The sequence below is a fragment of the Sphingobacterium sp. UBA865 genome (assembly GCF_002295765.1).
GTDB classification, from domain to species: domain Bacteria; phylum Bacteroidota; class Bacteroidia; order Sphingobacteriales; family Sphingobacteriaceae; genus Sphingobacterium; species Sphingobacterium multivorum.
Map to the genome: position 1 here is coordinate 84,861 of NZ_DBGB01000041.1, position 17,718 is coordinate 102,578.

17 protein-coding genes are annotated in these 17,718 nt (G+C 40.3%); 10 read left to right on the top strand and 7 right to left on the bottom strand.

The genetic code is table 11. From position 1 onward, the window contains the following. The first annotated feature begins 495 nt into the window (after positions 1–495). Together B2O97_RS22445 and B2O97_RS22450 are read left to right on the top strand one after the other, a co-directional pair. Positions 496–1,239, top strand: coding sequence for a LytR/AlgR family response regulator transcription factor (locus B2O97_RS22445; RefSeq protein WP_201638849.1), 744 nt, complete (start codon positions 496–498; stop codon positions 1,237–1,239). After that, positions 1,236–3,155 carry a sensor histidine kinase gene (locus B2O97_RS22450; protein ID WP_286768202.1) on the top strand — a complete coding sequence of 640 codons (1,920 nt, stop codon included), beginning with the start codon at positions 1,236–1,238 and terminating at the stop codon, positions 3,153–3,155. The genes B2O97_RS22445 and B2O97_RS22450 overlap by 4 nt, the downstream gene beginning before the upstream one ends. 276 nt (positions 3,156–3,431) lie before the next feature. On the opposite strand, the gene B2O97_RS22455 is transcribed toward B2O97_RS22450, so the two are convergent. After that, on the bottom strand, positions 3,432–5,900 hold the full coding sequence (locus tag B2O97_RS22455; protein ID WP_414711305.1) for a glutaminase family protein: 2,469 nt from the start codon (positions 5,898–5,900) through the stop codon (positions 3,432–3,434). Between the two features lie 272 nt (positions 5,901–6,172). Here B2O97_RS22455 and B2O97_RS22460 point away from each other — a divergent pair, with 272 nt between their 5' ends. Then, positions 6,173–7,993 carry a mechanosensitive ion channel family protein gene (locus B2O97_RS22460; protein WP_112375832.1) on the top strand — a complete coding sequence of 607 codons (1,821 nt, stop codon included), beginning with the start codon at positions 6,173–6,175 and terminating at the stop codon, positions 7,991–7,993. A gap of 92 nt (positions 7,994–8,085) precedes the next feature. Here the strand turns inward: B2O97_RS22460 and B2O97_RS22465 are convergent, their stop codons facing one another. Then, positions 8,086–8,580 (bottom strand): GNAT family N-acetyltransferase, encoded by a 495-nt coding sequence (locus B2O97_RS22465; protein WP_286768204.1) that lies wholly within the window; start codon positions 8,578–8,580, stop codon positions 8,086–8,088. A gap of 152 nt (positions 8,581–8,732) precedes the next feature. Here B2O97_RS22465 and B2O97_RS22470 point away from each other — a divergent pair, with 152 nt between their 5' ends. The 5 genes from B2O97_RS22470 to B2O97_RS22490 all read left to right on the top strand — a co-directional run bounded on the left by B2O97_RS22470 (position 8,733) and on the right by B2O97_RS22490 (position 11,784). Continuing rightward, positions 8,733–9,359, top strand: coding sequence for an FMN-binding negative transcriptional regulator (locus tag B2O97_RS22470; RefSeq protein WP_286768205.1), 627 nt, complete (start codon positions 8,733–8,735; stop codon positions 9,357–9,359). Beyond that, positions 9,356–9,898 carry a GNAT family N-acetyltransferase gene (locus B2O97_RS22475; RefSeq protein WP_286768206.1) on the top strand — a complete coding sequence of 181 codons (543 nt, stop codon included), beginning with the start codon at positions 9,356–9,358 and terminating at the stop codon, positions 9,896–9,898. The genes B2O97_RS22470 and B2O97_RS22475 overlap by 4 nt, the downstream gene beginning before the upstream one ends. Continuing rightward, complete coding sequence (locus B2O97_RS22480) at positions 9,891–10,622, top strand: YggS family pyridoxal phosphate-dependent enzyme (RefSeq protein ID WP_286753341.1); 732 nt, start codon at positions 9,891–9,893, stop codon at positions 10,620–10,622. The genes B2O97_RS22475 and B2O97_RS22480 overlap by 8 nt, the downstream gene beginning before the upstream one ends. A gap of 11 nt (positions 10,623–10,633) precedes the next feature. Further along, entirely contained in the window at positions 10,634–11,365 is a 732-nt protein-coding gene (locus B2O97_RS22485; RefSeq protein WP_286768207.1) for a type 1 glutamine amidotransferase, read from the top strand. Positions 11,366–11,460: 95 nt separating this feature from the next. After that, positions 11,461–11,784: a hypothetical protein gene (locus B2O97_RS22490; RefSeq protein WP_112375828.1), complete on the top strand. Its 324-nt coding sequence runs from the start codon at positions 11,461–11,463 to the stop codon at positions 11,782–11,784. 143 nt (positions 11,785–11,927) lie between these two features. On the opposite strand, the gene B2O97_RS22495 is transcribed toward B2O97_RS22490, so the two are convergent. Both B2O97_RS22495 and B2O97_RS22500 read right to left on the bottom strand, forming a co-directional pair. Beyond that, on the bottom strand, positions 11,928–12,218 hold the full coding sequence (locus B2O97_RS22495; RefSeq protein ID WP_070567167.1) for a putative quinol monooxygenase: 291 nt from the start codon (positions 12,216–12,218) through the stop codon (positions 11,928–11,930). Between the two features lie 80 nt (positions 12,219–12,298). Next, on the bottom strand, positions 12,299–12,910 hold the full coding sequence (locus tag B2O97_RS22500; protein ID WP_286768208.1) for an NAD(P)H-dependent oxidoreductase: 612 nt from the start codon (positions 12,908–12,910) through the stop codon (positions 12,299–12,301). 97 nt (positions 12,911–13,007) lie between these two features. On the opposite strand from B2O97_RS22500, the gene B2O97_RS22505 reads away from it, so the two are divergent. Beyond that, the gene (locus B2O97_RS22505) at positions 13,008–13,904 is read left to right on the top strand and encodes a LysR family transcriptional regulator (RefSeq protein ID WP_046675049.1); all 897 of its coding nucleotides are present in this window, start codon (positions 13,008–13,010) and stop codon (positions 13,902–13,904) included. Positions 13,905–13,941: 37 nt separating this feature from the next. Here B2O97_RS22505 and B2O97_RS22510 read toward each other — a convergent pair whose 3' ends face one another. After that, positions 13,942–14,511, bottom strand: coding sequence for a Crp/Fnr family transcriptional regulator (locus B2O97_RS22510; RefSeq protein ID WP_286768209.1), 570 nt, complete (start codon positions 14,509–14,511; stop codon positions 13,942–13,944). Positions 14,512–14,660: 149 nt separating this feature from the next. After that, a complete protein-coding gene (lpdA, locus tag B2O97_RS22515) occupies positions 14,661–16,064 on the bottom strand; it encodes a dihydrolipoyl dehydrogenase (protein WP_286768210.1) in 1,404 nt (467 codons plus the stop codon). A gap of 382 nt (positions 16,065–16,446) precedes the next feature. On the opposite strand from lpdA, the gene B2O97_RS22520 reads away from it, so the two are divergent. Continuing rightward, positions 16,447–16,923 (top strand): OsmC family protein, encoded by a 477-nt coding sequence (locus tag B2O97_RS22520; RefSeq protein WP_286768211.1) that lies wholly within the window; start codon positions 16,447–16,449, stop codon positions 16,921–16,923. Between the two features lie 98 nt (positions 16,924–17,021). On the opposite strand, the gene B2O97_RS22525 is transcribed toward B2O97_RS22520, so the two are convergent. Continuing rightward, positions 17,022–17,717 carry a LytR/AlgR family response regulator transcription factor gene (locus B2O97_RS22525; RefSeq protein WP_286768212.1) on the bottom strand — a complete coding sequence of 232 codons (696 nt, stop codon included), beginning with the start codon at positions 17,715–17,717 and terminating at the stop codon, positions 17,022–17,024. Position 17,718: the final 1 nt, after the last annotated feature.

Below are 17,718 nucleotides of genomic sequence, written 5' to 3' on the forward strand. Positions count from 1 at the left end.
AAATTTAGCGCAGAAAATGTCAATTTTATGAACGTTTCGTTTTCAAAAAATTGACATTTCGTTTTTGCGTTTATACTAGTAAAAAATAGGCCCATTCGACTTTTTGACCAGCAAATAGTAAAAAAACAGCATAACATAACCATTACATTACTCAGAATCGTAAAATAACTAAAAAACTGAATAATATAGTCGACCCTGTCAAGCTTGGAGGTATGAGCACTTAAGATAAACTGTCCAACAATTGCAAACAAGGTAATCATACCAAGCCTACCAGCAAAAACTGATTTTAATGATTTTTGATTCTCCATAGTCCTATCGGCTTTTACCATACTAAAGATAAAAATTTCAACTGCTATTTGGAATTTTAAATGATCAAATCCAATTCACCCCTACTCGAATCTTAAATCCAGATTGTAAATAATTGCAACGAATTGTAAATGGATTCAGTTTCCTTACTTACAATTATTATTTTTATAGGGTATAAAGTATTGATAAATGATCAGAGTAGCCATTATCGAGGATGAACCCGCGGTACGCAAAGAAATCAGCTATTTAATCCAACAGGAAACTGATGTTGAACTTGTTGGCTGGAGTGATACGGTGACAAATGCTGTAAAATTGATTGAAGAGAAACAACCAGACGTTATACTCATGGATATTCAACTCCGTGATGGTACAGCATTTGACATCCTAAAAAAGCTAATCGCTATTCCTCAGAATATTATTTTCATTACGGCCTACAATCATTTTGCAATCAAAGCCATCAAATATGGTGCTTTGGATTATCTTTTGAAACCGGTCGATCAAACAGAATTAAACGAGGCATTAGAACGTTACCGGCGTAAAAGCGAAAACAATCCCCAATGGATGCAGCGTTTATCAATGGCGCAGGAAGCTTTACACGCCAGCGAACTTCCCGAAAGCATCGCCTTGTCTTCCATACACCATGTACGTATCGTCCCCGTTCACAACATCGTGTACTGCAAAGGAGACGGTCCCTATACTTTTTTCTTTTTAAATGATGGTACAAAGGAGTTAATTTCTAAACCCCTCAAATATTATGAAGAATTATTGCCACCGCCCTATTTCTTACGCACCCATCAATCGTATCTTGTTAATAGGTCACATATTTCTGGTGTCAATCGTTCCGAGTATATTGTCTTAAAGAACAAAGAGGAAATTCCGATTTCATCACGCAGAAAAAACTCGATCTTAAATCAGCTGTTCCCTGAAAAATGAGCCTATTGAACCGCATTTTCCCTTGGCTGCTACTGTCTTTGTTTTCGATCGCTTGCGCTCGAAAGAATGACGCACTGTCGCCCGATCATGATGCTATTGCCGCAGAGATTAAAACGCTGGAGGACCAAAGATTAAATGCAGCAAATGGGGATTCCATCAAACTTGCCTGGTTAAAGTTAGACCAGCATGCCACCGTAAAAAAAGACACGGTACTCGCTGCCCGTGTAAAATATTATCTAGCACGACTCTATGCTATGAGTGGCCAAGATTCGGCTCTTTTTTTTGTTCAACAGGCGCTCGAACTCATTGAACCCACCACCGGAAACGCTAAATACAAAGCTCTTATTTACAATGGCATAGGAAATATCCGCAGCATAGAAGCAAAACAACGCGAAGCGGGCTATTATTACAACAAAGCCGCCACGATTGTTTTGTCGGATACCGCATCAGGATTGTCAACCGAAGCGAAATCAGCGATATTACTGTCCGCTGCCCAAAACAACTTGAGCTCCTTTCAGTATAACCTTGCAGAAAAAATGAATCGTTCGGTACTCCCCCTAATTGATTCGCTGCCTGAAGGACACATTAACCGACAACGCGTATTGGTACAAATGATCCAGACGCTGAATACTTTACAGCGGCCAGCAAAAGATATTGCCCCCTTCCTTCATCAACTCGAAGAATTACATGCCAAAAATCCAGACAAATACAACATTAGTTTTCTATATGATTCGAAGATCCAATACTATGAAACGGCTAAAAAACCGGACTCCATTTTACATTATGAGTTGCTAAAAATAGCGATAGATGAACGTTTGCACCAACAAACAGCGTCCTCTATATTGATGAACAATTTATTCGTAGACTACAGTAATGTTGCCGCAATCTATGTTTCATTAAATAAGCCGGCCTTGGGAGAAAAATTCATCCAAAAAGCCAGCAAACTTAAAGCGCAGTTTCCAAAATTAATCTTTCCAAACAACGAAATTACATTTCAAAACAGTCTAGCAGCCGTCTATCGCTTGCAAGGAAAAAATAAAGCCGCAATAGACGTATTGAATCATCTTGTGCAATTACAAAGGGGTATTTACCAATCGGAGAATACACAAGCGATCGCAGAAATGAATGCCCTATATCAACTCCAGGCGAAGGATCAATCTATTCGAATACTGAACGAAAATATCAAGATCAATAAACTCCAGCTACAACAAAATCGTTTAGGGCTGATCATATCCTCGCTCGCGGTTATTTTATTGATCATCATACTTTTCTTCCTATATTACAGTTTTCGCCAGCGCCGTTCCATACAAGAGAAAGAAAAGGTCTTGTTGCAGCAGCAGTTGTTGCGCACACAGATGGAACCGCACTTTATTTTCAATACCCTTTCCGCTGTACAGAGCTTCATGCGCCTGGATAAGAAGGAAAATGCCATCAAATATTTAAATCGTTTCAGTCGACTACTACGCAGCAATCTCGAATTAAGCCGTGAAAACCTTGTTCCATTAAATGAGGAACTGGAAACCTTAGAAAACTATTTGATCTTGCAGCAAATGCGTTTTGAAGATGCCTTTCATTACCATATCACACAACCTGAAGATCAAGATTTAAGTGCGGTCATGCTACCACCAATGCTCATACAACCCTATGTTGAAAATGCAATTCTGCATGGCATAAACCTCGAAACGGGCGATGGCAGTATCGACATCCAGTTTACGTTATCTGAAGATATCCTACAGGTGACGATTAAAGATAGTGGTAAAGTAAATCCAGACATTCCTGTAATTACCCATCGTTCACTCTCTGGGACCATCAGTCGTGAACGCATGCAGCTGTTGGGCAAGAAAGCAAGTGTACAGATCACCAAAAACCCAACTGCTGGTACCACAGTCATCCTTCATATACCAGTGACATATTAATGGCAAACAAAGGAATATTTAACGTCCTTTCTAGGTTCTACTGCAGTGAAAATTTCAGGAAAACAATACAGAACTTGCAAGACAACACGTATTTCAACAGAAATCAGAAAAAAGAACCATGTTGAGCCAAATTTCGATACCGTAAAATACGGGATATTGAAACGCATAACCCTATAAACAAACGGCGAGCAATTCTTTAATTGCCCGCCGTCTTATTAACTAAACACAAACTAAATATTTCATTGTGGACTCCCGTCTCCTACTCATTTTCCTCATTTATTTCTGTTTCATGATATCCGCTAAAAGTTTCATGTAAAAACCTCCAACAACACTACGCGCCTTGAAGTTTTCGCGGATCCCCGTAGTCGAATCATAAAAATCATTTAATGGGACACGGGATTCCGTTTGAATCGCATGATTATAGACTGGTTTTATCAAAGCTTCAAATGCTTCTCTTGATGGAGCAAATGATGCCGTCCAAAGAATCCAGTCATTTTTTGTGTACGCTTTACGGCTATCCAATGGTATGCCGAATCTATTTTGCTTGGTCAGATAATACTTAATTTCTGTATCATACACTTTCTGTGGAAATAGATTCAATCCCAACACTTTGTCCCAGATCAAATTATATTTTTGACTCCAGGTATTTTTATCATCAAATGTCAGTGCATAATGATCACCAGCATATGCCATTTCCATCCATTTCGGAACCATTTCCTCGGCAATTGCACGGTATTTTTTTGCTATTGCGGTTTCACCAATGGCCTCCGCTAGCTGCGCATAACAAGCAATACCAACGATAGCCTTAACAGATAAATTGGCATTTCGTGCAAGGTGACCGGCAAAATCATCTGTACATAGCTGCGTTTTAGGGTCAAAACCATCTTTAACGAGATAATCTACCCATGTTGTCAATGTTTTCCAATGCTTCCTGGCATAGTCAGCATTCCCTTGCACTTTTGCGATTGCAGCAGTTAAAATAATCATATTGCCCGATTCCTCCACAGGCATAGGTTCACCATAGGTTTGACCATTGGCCAATGGATACGTACCCAAATCGTGCGCTGCCCAAGGATAGGGATATTTACCGCTCTCACTAAAATAAAATATTCCACTTAACATCCCTTTCAACAACTCCGGATTATAGATCAGATACAATGGCGCTGAAGGATAAGTGACATCGACCGTATTGATGAATCCGCCACTATTATTTTCTTTGGAAAGCCATAGTAGTTCGTTTTGTGGACTTTTCACCAAGGTATGTGCTGCAATACTTTGACGATAAGCGAGAACGCTAAGGTGTGCATACTCTTTTCCACCCGATTTTAGCGCATCTGCATACACTGTTTTGTCGAATGCCACGCACTTATCGAGTACCTTACGATACTCATCTGCAGCCAAAGTCAGCTGATTTTCCATCGTTTCTTTACCGGAGTTGTTCCACCATGGTCTCAAATTATTTTTGAAATACTGAATCGCATAAATTTCATCGTACCCAACCTCTACAAAACGTTCCTCCACTTTCGCCCCCACATTGCCAAATGGAATGACCGTGTTCAGCGCAAGTGATGTCCCCTTAACAGTTTTTACCGATGTCGTTGTTCCCTTTCTAAAGGCGTCTACGGCTCCGCCTCTCGGACTAATAAACTGTTGCGTTTTATCCCGCTTCGGCGCAGCAACATAAAAATACCCCCAGTCTATCCGCATATCATCGGCCCCTTTCTGCAGAATAGGCTGTTCGACCGTTCCCGTCTTTAGTACAGACAATTTTGCCGTCTCATATTTTTCGGCGATCACCTCCTGTGAAGGTTTATACACCGCAATATTTGTGGATGCACTTAGAAAAACTTTAACCGCATGCTGCTTGCCATCGTTTGCTTTGACGTTATACGTGATATAGCTTACCGGTCGAGCCAATAAATTCAGATCATCCATAAGCAAAGGCGACGTAAAAGTTAATTTTAGATCAACCTTACCTGCCTGAAAGTTATAAACCGTACGCGTCGCTGTTATTTCTACATCGTTTTGCACGGCTTCTTCAATCCGTGCCCCACGCTCTTTAAGCCTGTCAACCAAACCAAAATCGAGATAACGACCGCCAGCACTATTCTTCAAATGGATGGCAATATTATTTTGCCCAGCCTTCAAATTCGTCTTGTCAATCGGTATATACTGAAAGTTGTTGGTCCAACCTACTTTTTCGTAAACCTTCTTCCCATTCAAAAATACGTCTATATTATCATCATGATTGAGTTTTAAAAACAACTCATTAATACCCTTCGGATCCGCTACGGAAAACTCGCGTCTCACCCAGATATCGTCCGATTTCCAAAGGGTTTTTACCTGCTTCTCGTCATCACCTATGGGTGCAAGTCCCGATTTCCACGTATCCGTATTATAAGCGTAAGATTCCCAGCCACCTTGAGGTTTTGATTCTGTATACTGTACCGTATAAGATTTATCTTCGGCAGTCGGTAGAATAACCGCATAACTCGGTTCCTCTTTGCCAAGAAAACGATAAATATGACCATCAACATCAATTAAGCCCAACAGCGAATGATCAGCGTCTGTCCAGTGCTTTGTTGTCGATGCATGAAGCTGATCTGTCATTGACCATATACTAAAATTGGGGTTGTGTGTAATCAATGGATAAGCCGGAGCTTTGCGTTCTTGGGCTTGTCCATCTAAAACAGTGGAAACACAGGCTACAATAACACAGAGACCTATCTTCCCAAGTTTGTTCATTGCATAAATAGATTTTTGAAAAGGTTTAATCATATTTTTTAGATAAAATTAGCTATACAGTTTTTCGTATTGAGCATATGCTCAATCGTTTTAACAAAGAAAGTCGGAATAAGTTAAATTCAGCTGTCGCATCGTATCATTTTACCTTCAATTTATATCATATTTGACGATCTGCCGTCTAATCGAGATAATTATTATCTTTGAGAACCTGTCCGATCGTTATGCGCAAAATAACCTAGTAAACATCGGCATTCAATTTTACCAATAACACGATGAGAAGTATTTACGTTTATTTCTTAATGACTATATCTTGTCTATTTTCAACGAGCGCACCGCTTTATGCACAAGAAACAGATTCGGTCAATAAAAAAGAATTGGATCTAAGTTCCCTACTGAACGGAATTAGACAACAGCAAATTAATGATTCTCTTGAACGGGTAAAGCTTCAGCATGAAATTGCCGATCTTAAAAGTCAAAATAGCCCCAAAAAAGAAAATTTAAAACAGCAGCTGAATGAGTTTGACGAAGAAAATAACCTTCGGAAGCAGCAGCTGAAAGTTAAAGTAGACTCCATCAAAAAAAACACAAAAAGATATGCGGTCGCGCCATTTCAGGATACGCTATTCTATATCTATAATAAACTTGGATCATCATTAGCCAAAGACCGCGCCTACAATGTGGTCAGCAGAATCCATAATCTATATGAAGACGATTTTGTGAAAGTAGATTCCTTTAAAATCGAAAACAGCGAAATAAGTGCCGACATCGTTTATAAAGATCTCGTCATAACTTCCGTCACAGAACTCGATGCCCTTCTTGAAGGAAAAAGCAAAGAAGAGATTGCGGCAAACTACCTAAAAAGAATTCAGGATTCAATCAAAACGGAACGTGCTGATAACAGCATTACAAAACTTCTTACGCGTATTGGGCTTGTATTTCTCATTCTAGTCGTTTTTTCGATATTGATTCTATTGATAAACAAATTGAAAAAATATGGTACGCGACGTATATTGACAGAAAGAACACAGCGGATCAAAGACATTAAGATCAAAAATTACGTCCTTGTCACCTCCGTACAAAAAACACGGATGTTTATTAATGCCATAAATATCTTACGTTGGGGCTTGATCGTACTCATTGCCTTTATCATGCTGCCGATTGTCTTTAGTGTCTTTCCATTTACACAGAGCTGGGCATCCAATCTCATTGGACTTTTTACAAAGCCCCTGAAGACTGCAGTTTTGGCCATTTGGGATTATATTCCCAATCTGATTACTGTATTTGTCATACTCGTTGTCATGCGGTATGCCGTTCGATTCATAAAGTATATTTTTAGCGAAATTGACAAAGGCAAATTAGAGGTCAATGGTTTTCATCGCGATTTTGCCATGCCAACCTTTACTATTGTTCGTTTTCTGCTCCAAGCCTTCACGCTGGTGCTCATATTCCCTTACTTACCCGGCGCAAATTCAGATATCTTTAAAGGAATATCCGTATTTATTGGTGTTTTGTTCTCTTTAGGGTCATCTTCTGCGATTTCCAATATCATAGCGGGGCTTGTGATCACCTATATGCGTCCTTTCCGTATCGGAGACCGTATCACTATCGCCGACAAAACGGGCGTTGTTATCGAAAAATCCCCCCTGGTAACCAGGCTCCGAACGATAAAAAATGAAGAAATTACCATTCCCAATTCCTCGGTACTTTCGGGAAATACCGTCAATTATTCGACATTCTCTGAGGAAGGAATCTGTTTTCAGGTGGAATTGACAGTCGGTTATGAAGAACCTTGGCAACGTATACACGAATTACTACTGAACATACCGCCGCGAATAAAAAGAGTCAACCTTAATCCTGCCCCATTCGTCTTGCAAAAAAAATTAGACGACTTTTATGTTTTATATGAACTGAATGTCTACATCGCTAGATCCGCGGAAATTGAACTGGCAAAATCTGAAATTTTTCAGTTGATACTCGATGATTTTTTAGCGGCAGGAATTGAAATGAATGGTCCACACCTATTTGCCAAGGTTGATCATGTCCAGCAATATAATCCAAAAGCACCCAACAATTCGCACGAAAACGAACTTTAAAGCTTGTTTCCATGCGTTGTATTTTATAGATCAATTGCTGCGTTCAGACCGGACTGAACGCAGTAATTGATCAACAGCAGGAAGCAGGTTAACTAAAGATTCAAAACATAGATCAGCTCTTCTGCTTTGACCCCATCAGGCCAAACGACATCCCTTGAATGTGTATACGCAAAGTTAAACGATTGATTTGCAGCTCGCGAGGCTTCGTTACCAACCCGATGAGATACCGTAATCCGGAGGCAGCCTTGTTCACGTGCCCATGTTATACGCGCTTCATAAAACAAGCGGGATAAACCCCGGCCTCTATGGCCTTCCTGAATGAAAGACGCGATCAAAATCGCATTTGATTCATCCGCCCGATCCAACACGACACCGGTCAGCCCAATCAATAAATCTTGGTTATAAAAACCGAATATCGCACACTTGGGATTGCCCAGTAAGGCCATCCACTCGGCATCACTATAAGCCGCTTCCTTTTGATAATTGCTACCGAACACCTCAGGAGCAGAAGATAAGGCCTCCAGTCTTATCTTTTTGTATTGCTGCCATTCTCCTATTTCTAAACGTCTTAGCTCATATTTCTCCAATTTTGGCGTCTTTTTTTGCTTATCTTTTAACGTAAATATACTTAAGCAAGCGCAATAAATGAACACTGGACCAGCTACATTATTCAATTTGGACTAGCTCATTTGCACCCATTGGCCGTAATTTTGAATTAAATCAAGAAATAGCTATTTGCATGTATGTACCCAAACATTTCCAGTTCGAAGATTACGCAGAAAAGGTTGAATTTATGCAACAATATAGTTTTGCCACCATCGTATCGGTTAAAGAGGGGATTCCAATAGCAACCCAGCTCCCCTTCCACATCCGTACAGATAAAGATCAGCTGCTTTTAACATCACACTTCGCTCGCGCAAACGAACAAGCCAATTATATCGAAAATACACCGTCATTAGTTATTTTCTCCGAACCACATGCCTATATCTCGCCACAACACTACGAAAAGAGGGAAAGCGTGCCAACCTGGGATTACATCGCTGTACATGCCTACGGCCTTGCATCCATCCTTACAGACGAAAAAGCAAAAAACAAGGCCTTAGAACAAATGATCCTCAGTTATGATGAAGACTATCTAAAGCAATGGAACAGCCTCTCCGATCGTTTTAAAAGTGGTATGATGCAGGGTATCGTTGCCTTCGAACTTGTCGTTACAGATTTACAGGGCAAAAAAAAATTAAGTCAAAATAAAAGTGAAATAGAAAGACAACGTATCCGCGATTTTCTGGAAAATAGCTATAATGAGCTCGAAAGAAATATTGCCGCAGCAATGAAAAATGGATCAATAAATAAAGAAAAAAAATGAACACACACACTGATATAGAAATCTCACGGGTAAAACTAACAGATATTGACCTGCTGCAGCAGATTGGAAAAGAAACATTTATCCAGACCTTTTCAGACACAAACACCGAAGAGAACATGAAGACTTATCTAACGGAAGGTTTTGCAAGAGAAAAATTATTGGCCGAGCTCTGCCATGATGAGTCTGAATTTTACTTCGCCGTTTTAGAAAATAATGTTATCGGTTACTTAAAAATAAATACCGGACAAGCGCAGACCGAAAACCAAAGCCTACAGGCATTGGAAATTGAACGCATCTATGTTCTACAGGAATTTCACGGTAGAAAAGTGGGGCAGCTATTGTTCGAGAAAGCACTAGCCTTAGCTCAAAAAAAAGCAGTTTCATTTATCTGGCTTGGTGTTTGGGAAAAAAATTCCCGCGCGATCAATTTCTATCGGAAAAATGGGTTTGTGGCATTCGACAAGCATATATTTCAACTGGGCGACGATAAGCAAATCGATATTATGATGAAAAAAACAATACAACTGCAACATGGATGAGTTTATTACAGAGAATATACGCATTATACAACAGCGTATCGACAAAGCGTGCAAAGCAAACCAGCGCGACCCACGCGAAGTAAAATTATTGCTAGCGACTAAAACCGTACCTGCCGAACGTATCGAAATCGCACTGCAAACTGGTCAAACCTTAATTGCCGAAAATAAAGTACAGGAATTAAAAGACAAATTTGAGTATTTAAATACTATTCCGCATGTTAATCATTTTATTGGCCACCTGCAAACCAATAAAATCAAGGATCTGCTTAAATACAACGTATCCTGCATCCATTCAATCGATCGTATAGATCTTGCCGAAAAATTGCATCAACGACTTTTAAAAGAAGATAAAACCATGGAAGTGCTCATTCAGGTGAATACTTCCTTTGAAGAGAGCAAGTACGGCGCTGCTCCAGAGGAAGTGATCGATCTGGTTCAGCAAATAGCAACGTTAAACACACTAAAGATTAAAGGATTGATGACGATAGGTCTATTGAGTGCCGAGGCCGAACAGGTGCGAGCCTGTTTCAAATTGCTTAGACATATTCAACAACAAATTATAGCCCTAGCTATTCCTGATGTATCGATGAAAGAACTGTCGATGGGCATGAGCGGGGATTTAGAAATAGCGATAGCGGAAGGTGCGACGATTGTCAGGGTAGGAACGGCAATTTTTGGACAGCGTCCTACTCCAGATAGTTATTACTGGAACGAAAACCGATAACATAAAAACCAATGCGGATACATTTTATACAACACGAAGTTTTTGAAGCACCTGGAGCCTATTTAGCCTGGGCAGAAAAACAACAGCATGAGGTCACCTTTTCCCAGGTCTACCGACAGGACCTTCTGCCAGACGAAATTGATTCCGTCGATGTATTGATCATTATGGGCGGACCGCAAAGCCCAGATTCATCCCCTTCCGAATACCCTTATTTTGACGCTAAGGCCGAAATCGCCTTTATCCGCCGATGTATTGATGCAGGCAAGGCAGTTGTTGGTATATGCCTGGGCGCACAACTGATTGGCGAAGCGCTATTGGCAAAGTATGAACATAGTCCACAAAAAGAAATTGGGGTTTTCCCCATCACGCTTACAGCGGCAGGAATAAACGACTCCAAAATAGCGCATTTCGGCAGCCCGTTATCGGTTGGACATTGGCACAACGATATGCCTGGACTTACCCCTGAAAGTGAAATCTTAGCAAGTAGCGCCGGCTGCCCTAGGCAAATTGTGCGTTATACAAATCTCGTTTACGGATTTCAATGCCATATGGAACTCACGGCTGAAGTCGTCCGGCTATTGATAGCTTCAGAAGAAGATCTCCTTCTCCAAAGCCAATTGCACCAATTTGTGCAATTACCCGACGTAATTCAGGCTTATGATTACAACGAAATGAACAATAAACTTCATACATTTTTAGATTTACTTGAATGTGCATACAGGAGAAGTCTGGTCAATAAATGAGCATAACTGTTTAAATGAGGCCATAAAAATTCATACAGGTAATTCATTAGTTGGATAAAAAATCGTAGATTTGATATTAACACAAAGAACTATTGATGGACCTAAGACGCAGTAAACTTCAAAAAATGGGCTATGTCGCCCTTCTGGCATTTCTCCTGTACAGCTGTGTTTCCCAAAAAGAAAACAAAAAACTGACCTGGTATCAACATCAGATTATCGAGCAGCTTGTTCCGGAAACTGATTCCAGTTACAGAGTGCAAATTGGTATCATGGCTGCTACCTTCTGGCTAGATAATCAAGATGGTCAGCTGACCAAAAAATTGAATCTCCTGCAACAGAGCTACACGCAACGAAATAAAGTCGACGTCGCTGTTCAGCAAGGTACCAACAAAATCATTCGCGTCACCAAATCAGAATAGAGCACGCTCTATCTAGGCAACACAAATGATTTTGGCACCACCAATACTTCAATTATAGTTCATATCCTAGGCCCACACAAATCATCCACTACACATGTTGTTTGCTATCTTCTCAATAAGGTCCGGACAGACCACATGGTAAATTAAGCAATCTTATTCATTGCTATAATTTGAGGCGTTTCCTGTAATTTTTCACCAGCCACTTTTCCAAATGCCACAATATAAGGTTGTTGATTATGCGCATCCAAGCCCGCTTGATCTTCCCAGATTTCATAAAATATAAATTGATTTTCATCACTGTTTACCTGGTGCAGATCATACTGTATACACGCTTCTTCTTTCCTACTTGCCTCGACCATTTCTAACAATAATGCCAATACTTCTTCCCGATGTGCAGGAACTGCTTTTAAAATTGCGGTTAAATATACCTTCATGTTATTGATTTTATTTTGGTAATTTACTCTTTTCATCGCAATAACGCCATGGATAAAGCGATTTATCGATCAATAAATTTTTAGTTCAACGTAGTTTCCAAATGGAAGACCTCTTCCAAATATTGTTTATATTCCTTTTCGTAATTGTCGACACGTTCTTGAGATGCCCCCTTTTCCATATCATGAAAATGGAAACTTCCCAGGTGTTCCAATCCTGCAAACTGATTCATCTTATGAAAACCGAATAAAACACCGCCATCAACTGAATGCTGATCAAAAAACTCATTTTCCATTGTAAATGCTGTCTCAGGGGCATTCCAGCTCGAAGTCACCATGTATTTTTTACCTTGCATCAACCCCCCGGTGCCGTAATTAATTGCCGGATTCTTACGCGATCGACCATCACTCTTATAGATACCGTTGTTGTGGCCGGCCGTAAAGACTTCATCGATATAAAGTTTCAGACGATTCGGAACCTGGAACCACCATACAGGAAAATGGTAAACGATAATGTCTGCCCATTTAAAATTTTCAACTTCAACCATTGGATCAAAATCATCATTGATATTGGTAACCCTTGTTTCAAATCCATTTTCAGCCAATGTTTCAACGGTCCAATTTGTTATTGTAGTATTAAAAGAACCTCCCGAGTGTGCGAATTTCTGTCCGCCATTGATAATAAATATTTTCATCTCTATAATTTTTATTATTGATAATACAAATTTCTATCATATTTTTAAATCATACAAATAATTTAAATTGTATATTTGTATCATAAAAATAATAACTATGAAATGGAACTTAGAATGGCTTCGTACATTTAAGGCAATCTATGAAACCGGAACATTATCTGCAGCTGCACAGGAATTATTTATTTCTCAGCCGGGGGTAAGCTTACATCTGAATTCCCTGGAAGCATTTACGGGGCACAAGCTTTTTGATCGCTCTGCGCGAAGAATGGTGCCGACCGAAAAGGGGAAAATCTTGTATAACTATGTTATTGATCCGCTTAAAAAACTAGAAACCGGTGAACAGCATTTTCACAAACGGGCATTGGACGAACGTATAACGATCAGTATCGGAATGTGTTTTGAGACCTTTCAGTACACCCTCGAAGAACATATTGCCCAGCTCCCCTTCAATTTAATTATCAAATTTGGAGAATATCCGCAGATGCAACAGGATCTTGATAATGGTTTATTGGATCTTATTATTACGCCTCAAAAAGGAAACCAACAGAATCTACAGTATGAAGCTTTTTCAAAAGAACGTATTGTCTTGATTGCAGGGTGTCAGACGGATACATCCACACTGGAAGCACTGCTGAGTGCCAATAAAATTAAAGAAGCAGCTCAACTCCTTAAAAAACAATTATGGTATAGCACGGCTGCCGATATGGATCATTTAAAAAACTACTGGTCAACACACTTTGGCGAACATCCAGACTTTAGCCCCAATTATATTGTTCCCAATATTAGCTCCATCATACGCTGTTTGAGCAACAATACAGGCTTTTCGATTGTTCCTGACTTCCTATGTGCTGAAGCAATTGCATCCGGGAAAATAAAACTAATCTGGGAAGGGACATCGCCTGTCGAAAATATCCTTTACTTCGGAACTAGAAAGAAAACCATGTATCAGGAAGAAATTGGGCAGTTGGAAACGCTGTTAAAAGAGAAATGGTAGTTCACCGGGCTATTTCTTGCCGATGGCCCGATTTACCTTACTGGTGGACCATTTTACTTAAAAACTCGGGCGTAACGCCAATATATGCAGCAACTTGTTTCTGCGGAAGACAGTCGATCAATGTAGGATAACGTGTACAGAACTTTTCGTAACGTTCTTTGGCAGCTAGACGGAGATTCTCCATCGATCGACTTTGATAATAAACCAATGCATTTTCGGCAAGTATCCGAAAATAGACATTCAGTTTCGGAATCTCCTGATAGAGTCGATGCAGATCGACTTTGGAAATCATCCATACTTCAGATTCAAATACCGCATCGATGTATAAACTTCCGGGTTTTCCCGTCACCAAACTATACATATCGCCGATCCACCAACCCTCGGGAGCAAACTGTTGAATATATTGAAAGCCGTCTTCATCCACGCAATAACTTCTTAGACAACCCGAAGCGACAAAAATAGCATACCTGCTCAGATCGCCCTCCAACAGCAAATATTGTTTCTTCTTCACTTTTTTGGATTTCACAACAGCCAATAGGCGTACGATTTCATCTTCCGTGAGGTCGATCTCTTTCTGAATACTGTCCAACAATAGCTGTTTGTCCATAAATTAAAGGATGATACAGAACAAACATAGATAAATTGATGTTTGTATCCAAAAAAATAGACAAGCAGCGCCTTTTCTACGAAGGGAATACGCTTAGCTCTTCTAAAAGAAATACGTTTTGTTCTTCGCCGAAAAGACGCATAGGATACTTATATATTTACGGATGGCCGTCCCGAAGCAATGGTATGCGCTTCCTTCAAGACCTCCGAATAAGTAGGATGTGCATAAGACACTCTTGACATACTATCGGCGGTGATTTCATATTCCAAGCCCAAAACACCTTGAGCGATCAGATCGGCGGCACGTGCTCCAATGATATGAACTCCCAATAGTTCGCCATATTTTGGATCGGCCAACACCTTTACAAAACCTTGCGTATCCATCCCCGCGCGGGCACGGGCATTTGCGGAAAACGGGAATTTCCCAATCGTATACGTTATACCCTTTGCTTTGAGCTCCTCTTCTGTTGCGCCAACGGAAGCCACTTCGGGCCAGGTATAAACCACACTTGGGATCCGATCGTAATGTATCTTTGGTTTTTGGCCGTCCATATGTTCGACAACAAAGATTGCTTCCTCTTCAGCTTTATGAGCCAGCATTGCCCCACCGATCACATCGCCAATAGCATAAATGTGGGGAACGGCCGTCTGTAACTGCTCGTTAGTAACGATCATACCTCTGGTGTCTAGTTGAACAGCTGTATTCTCCAAACCAAGCCCCGCTGTAAATGCTTTCCGCCCGACAGCGACCAAAATATAATCCGCCTGTAACTGCTGCTCGTTACCAGCTCGATCTTTAAAGAAAACGTTTGCCGCAGCGCCTATATTTTCGGTTTTGTAAACAGCCTGTTCAAGCAGAATTTTAATGCCATCATGCAGCAGTATCTTTTTCAAGGCATCCCCCAATTCATGATCCATATTGGCAAGGAGACGATCGGCATATTCGATAATAGTGACCTCACAACCCAATCTATTGAATATGGATGCCATCTCAACCCCAATTACACCGCCGCCGATAATAACGATTTTATCTGGCTTCTCTTGCAAAGACAACGCCTCTGTTGAGCTGATTATACGTTTTTTATCTATGGTTACTCCCGGAACAGTCGCTGGTTTGGAACCCGTAGCGATGATAAATTTCTTTGCTCCAAGCGACAGCCGCTCCCCCGCTGATGTAGCAATCTCCACCGTTGAATTATTGAGAAAAGAAGCCGTTCCATGGATCACCGTAACCTTATTCTTTTTCATCAGGAAATTCAGCCCCTGCGTATTTTGCAACACCACTTTATCTTTACGCGCATACAGTCGATCAAAGTCCACCGATAGTCCCGCTACCTGAATCCCGTGTGCAGCAAAATGATGCTGTGCTTCATCATAGTGATGCGTACTATCCAAAATTGCCTTTGTGGGAATACAGCCCACATTGGTACAGGTACCACCCAATGTATCATATTTCTCTACAAGTGCGGTTTTATACCCCAATTGGGCACTGCGAATCGCCGCAACATAGCCGCCTGGGCCAGACCCAATGACAACCAAATCATATTGTTCCATATACGAACTATTTTTAGTTAACAGAATTATTCACGACCAAAACAGGTCTTAGAAGTATGCCCCGTATAGTTGCCACCATCCAAAAGGCTACGATAAAAATTTCAATACATACGCCAATCATAACACAAAATAAAATACCAAAAGGTATATTTAAAAAAAACAGAAAACACCGTACTATACATAAATATTGGATTTCATTAAAATCAGTACAAACCTACAAATAAAATACCAATCAGTATATTATTAATAAAAAAAATAGATCAAAAATAATAATATGAAAGTCAATTCTACGCAGAAGAGATTGTGCTTATGTTTAGGATAAAGGGATATTTTTTAACTTGCTTTCAGATTAGCACCAACAGCGTCAAACGATTATTTTCAAATGAAACAGCATAATTACATCGCCACAATTACGTGGACAGGAAATCGCGGCAGCGGAACCGATCATTATAAAAACTACGAAAGAAGCCATCGCATTAGCATTGACGGCAAAGCTGAGATTGAAGGTTCTTCGGATCCAGCGTTCCTGGGAGACCCCAACAAATACAATCCCGAAGAGCTATTGCTTGCCTCCCTGTCCTCCTGCCATATGTTATGGTACCTGCATTTCTGCTCGGTCAATAAAATTATTGTAGCAGAATATGTAGACCATGCAACAGCGATCATGCTTGAAGAAGAAAGTGGAAAAGGCCGTTTTAAAGAAGTTACGCTAAATCCTTCGGTCCGGGTAAAAGATTCAACGATGATTGCACAAGCCATTGAATTACACCAAAAAGCAAGTGAATATTGTTTTATTGCCAATTCAGTAAACTTTCCGGTCTTGCATAAACCCAACGTCAGCATCAGCACATCCAGCTAAATGAATGAACTTTCTTCTTCACATGATATGCTGCGACATGATATGCTGTGAATTGACAAGAACGGCGATACATGATCGAACTACTTCATAGCTTAGCGCTATTTATTGGCTAGCCGCTCCTGTAACTCGCGACGGAAAGTAATCCCGACCGGTAGGGACGTATTATTGATCTGTACCATACCATGCTCATATTTGATCACCTTATTGATCGAAGCAATGTAAGATTTGTGGATACGGATAAACTTTGATGCCGGCACCTGTGTGAGAATTTGCTGGGTGGTGCTTGCGGTCAAAAATGTCTGACTAGGAGTGACAATTTTCACGTAATTGCCAAAGCTCTGGATAAAATCGATCTGCGATAATTTAACGTCAATAATACGGCCATCCATGCGTATACTAATTGATTTAGGTTCTTCTTCCTGGGGCGAAACAGTCGTGTTATAGGATAAAAAACGTTGAACAGCCTTAAAAAAACGAGGAAATGAAATAGGTTTTAACAGATAATCAACAACGCCATAATCATAACTCTCCAATGCGTATTCAGAATATGCTGTTGTCAAAATCGTTTTGGGTGGGTTATCCAGCATCTTCAGAAACTCCATCCCATTAATTTCGGGCATTTCAATATCCAGGAAGATTAAATCTACTTTGTTCTCCCGAATAAACTCCAATGCCTCAAAAGCATTATAACACTGAGCGACCAACTGCAGATCAGTACTTCTTTCAATATAATTTACCAGTACATAATGCGCCGCAGGTTCGTCATCAACCACGATACAGCTATTTTTATTCATT

Coding starts and splice junctions, on each gene's coding strand:
- B2O97_RS22445 (WP_201638849.1), top strand. CDS start 496: ATGATCAGAGTAGCCATTATCGAGGATGAACCCGCGGTACGCAAAGAA.
- B2O97_RS22450 (WP_286768202.1), top strand. CDS start 1,236: ATGAGCCTATTGAACCGCATTTTCCCTTGGCTGCTACTGTCTTTGTTT.
- B2O97_RS22455 (WP_414711305.1), bottom strand. CDS start 5,900: ATGAACAAACTTGGGAAGATAGGTCTCTGTGTTATTGTAGCCTGTGTT.
- B2O97_RS22460 (WP_112375832.1), top strand. CDS start 6,173: ATGAGAAGTATTTACGTTTATTTCTTAATGACTATATCTTGTCTATTT.
- B2O97_RS22470 (WP_286768205.1), top strand. CDS start 8,733: ATGTATGTACCCAAACATTTCCAGTTCGAAGATTACGCAGAAAAGGTT.
- B2O97_RS22475 (WP_286768206.1), top strand. CDS start 9,356: ATGAACACACACACTGATATAGAAATCTCACGGGTAAAACTAACAGAT.
- B2O97_RS22480 (WP_286753341.1), top strand. CDS start 9,891: ATGGATGAGTTTATTACAGAGAATATACGCATTATACAACAGCGTATC.
- B2O97_RS22485 (WP_286768207.1), top strand. CDS start 10,634: ATGCGGATACATTTTATACAACACGAAGTTTTTGAAGCACCTGGAGCC.
- B2O97_RS22490 (WP_112375828.1), top strand. CDS start 11,461: ATGGACCTAAGACGCAGTAAACTTCAAAAAATGGGCTATGTCGCCCTT.
- B2O97_RS22495 (WP_070567167.1), bottom strand. CDS start 12,218: ATGAAGGTATATTTAACCGCAATTTTAAAAGCAGTTCCTGCACATCGG.
- B2O97_RS22500 (WP_286768208.1), bottom strand. CDS start 12,910: ATGAAAATATTTATTATCAATGGCGGACAGAAATTCGCACACTCGGGA.
- B2O97_RS22505 (WP_046675049.1), top strand. CDS start 13,008: ATGAAATGGAACTTAGAATGGCTTCGTACATTTAAGGCAATCTATGAA.
- B2O97_RS22510 (WP_286768209.1), bottom strand. CDS start 14,511: ATGGACAAACAGCTATTGTTGGACAGTATTCAGAAAGAGATCGACCTC.
- lpdA (WP_286768210.1), bottom strand. CDS start 16,064: ATGGAACAATATGATTTGGTTGTCATTGGGTCTGGCCCAGGCGGCTAT.
- B2O97_RS22520 (WP_286768211.1), top strand. CDS start 16,447: ATGAAACAGCATAATTACATCGCCACAATTACGTGGACAGGAAATCGC.
- B2O97_RS22525 (WP_286768212.1), bottom strand. CDS start 17,717: ATGAATAAAAATAGCTGTATCGTGGTTGATGACGAACCTGCGGCGCAT.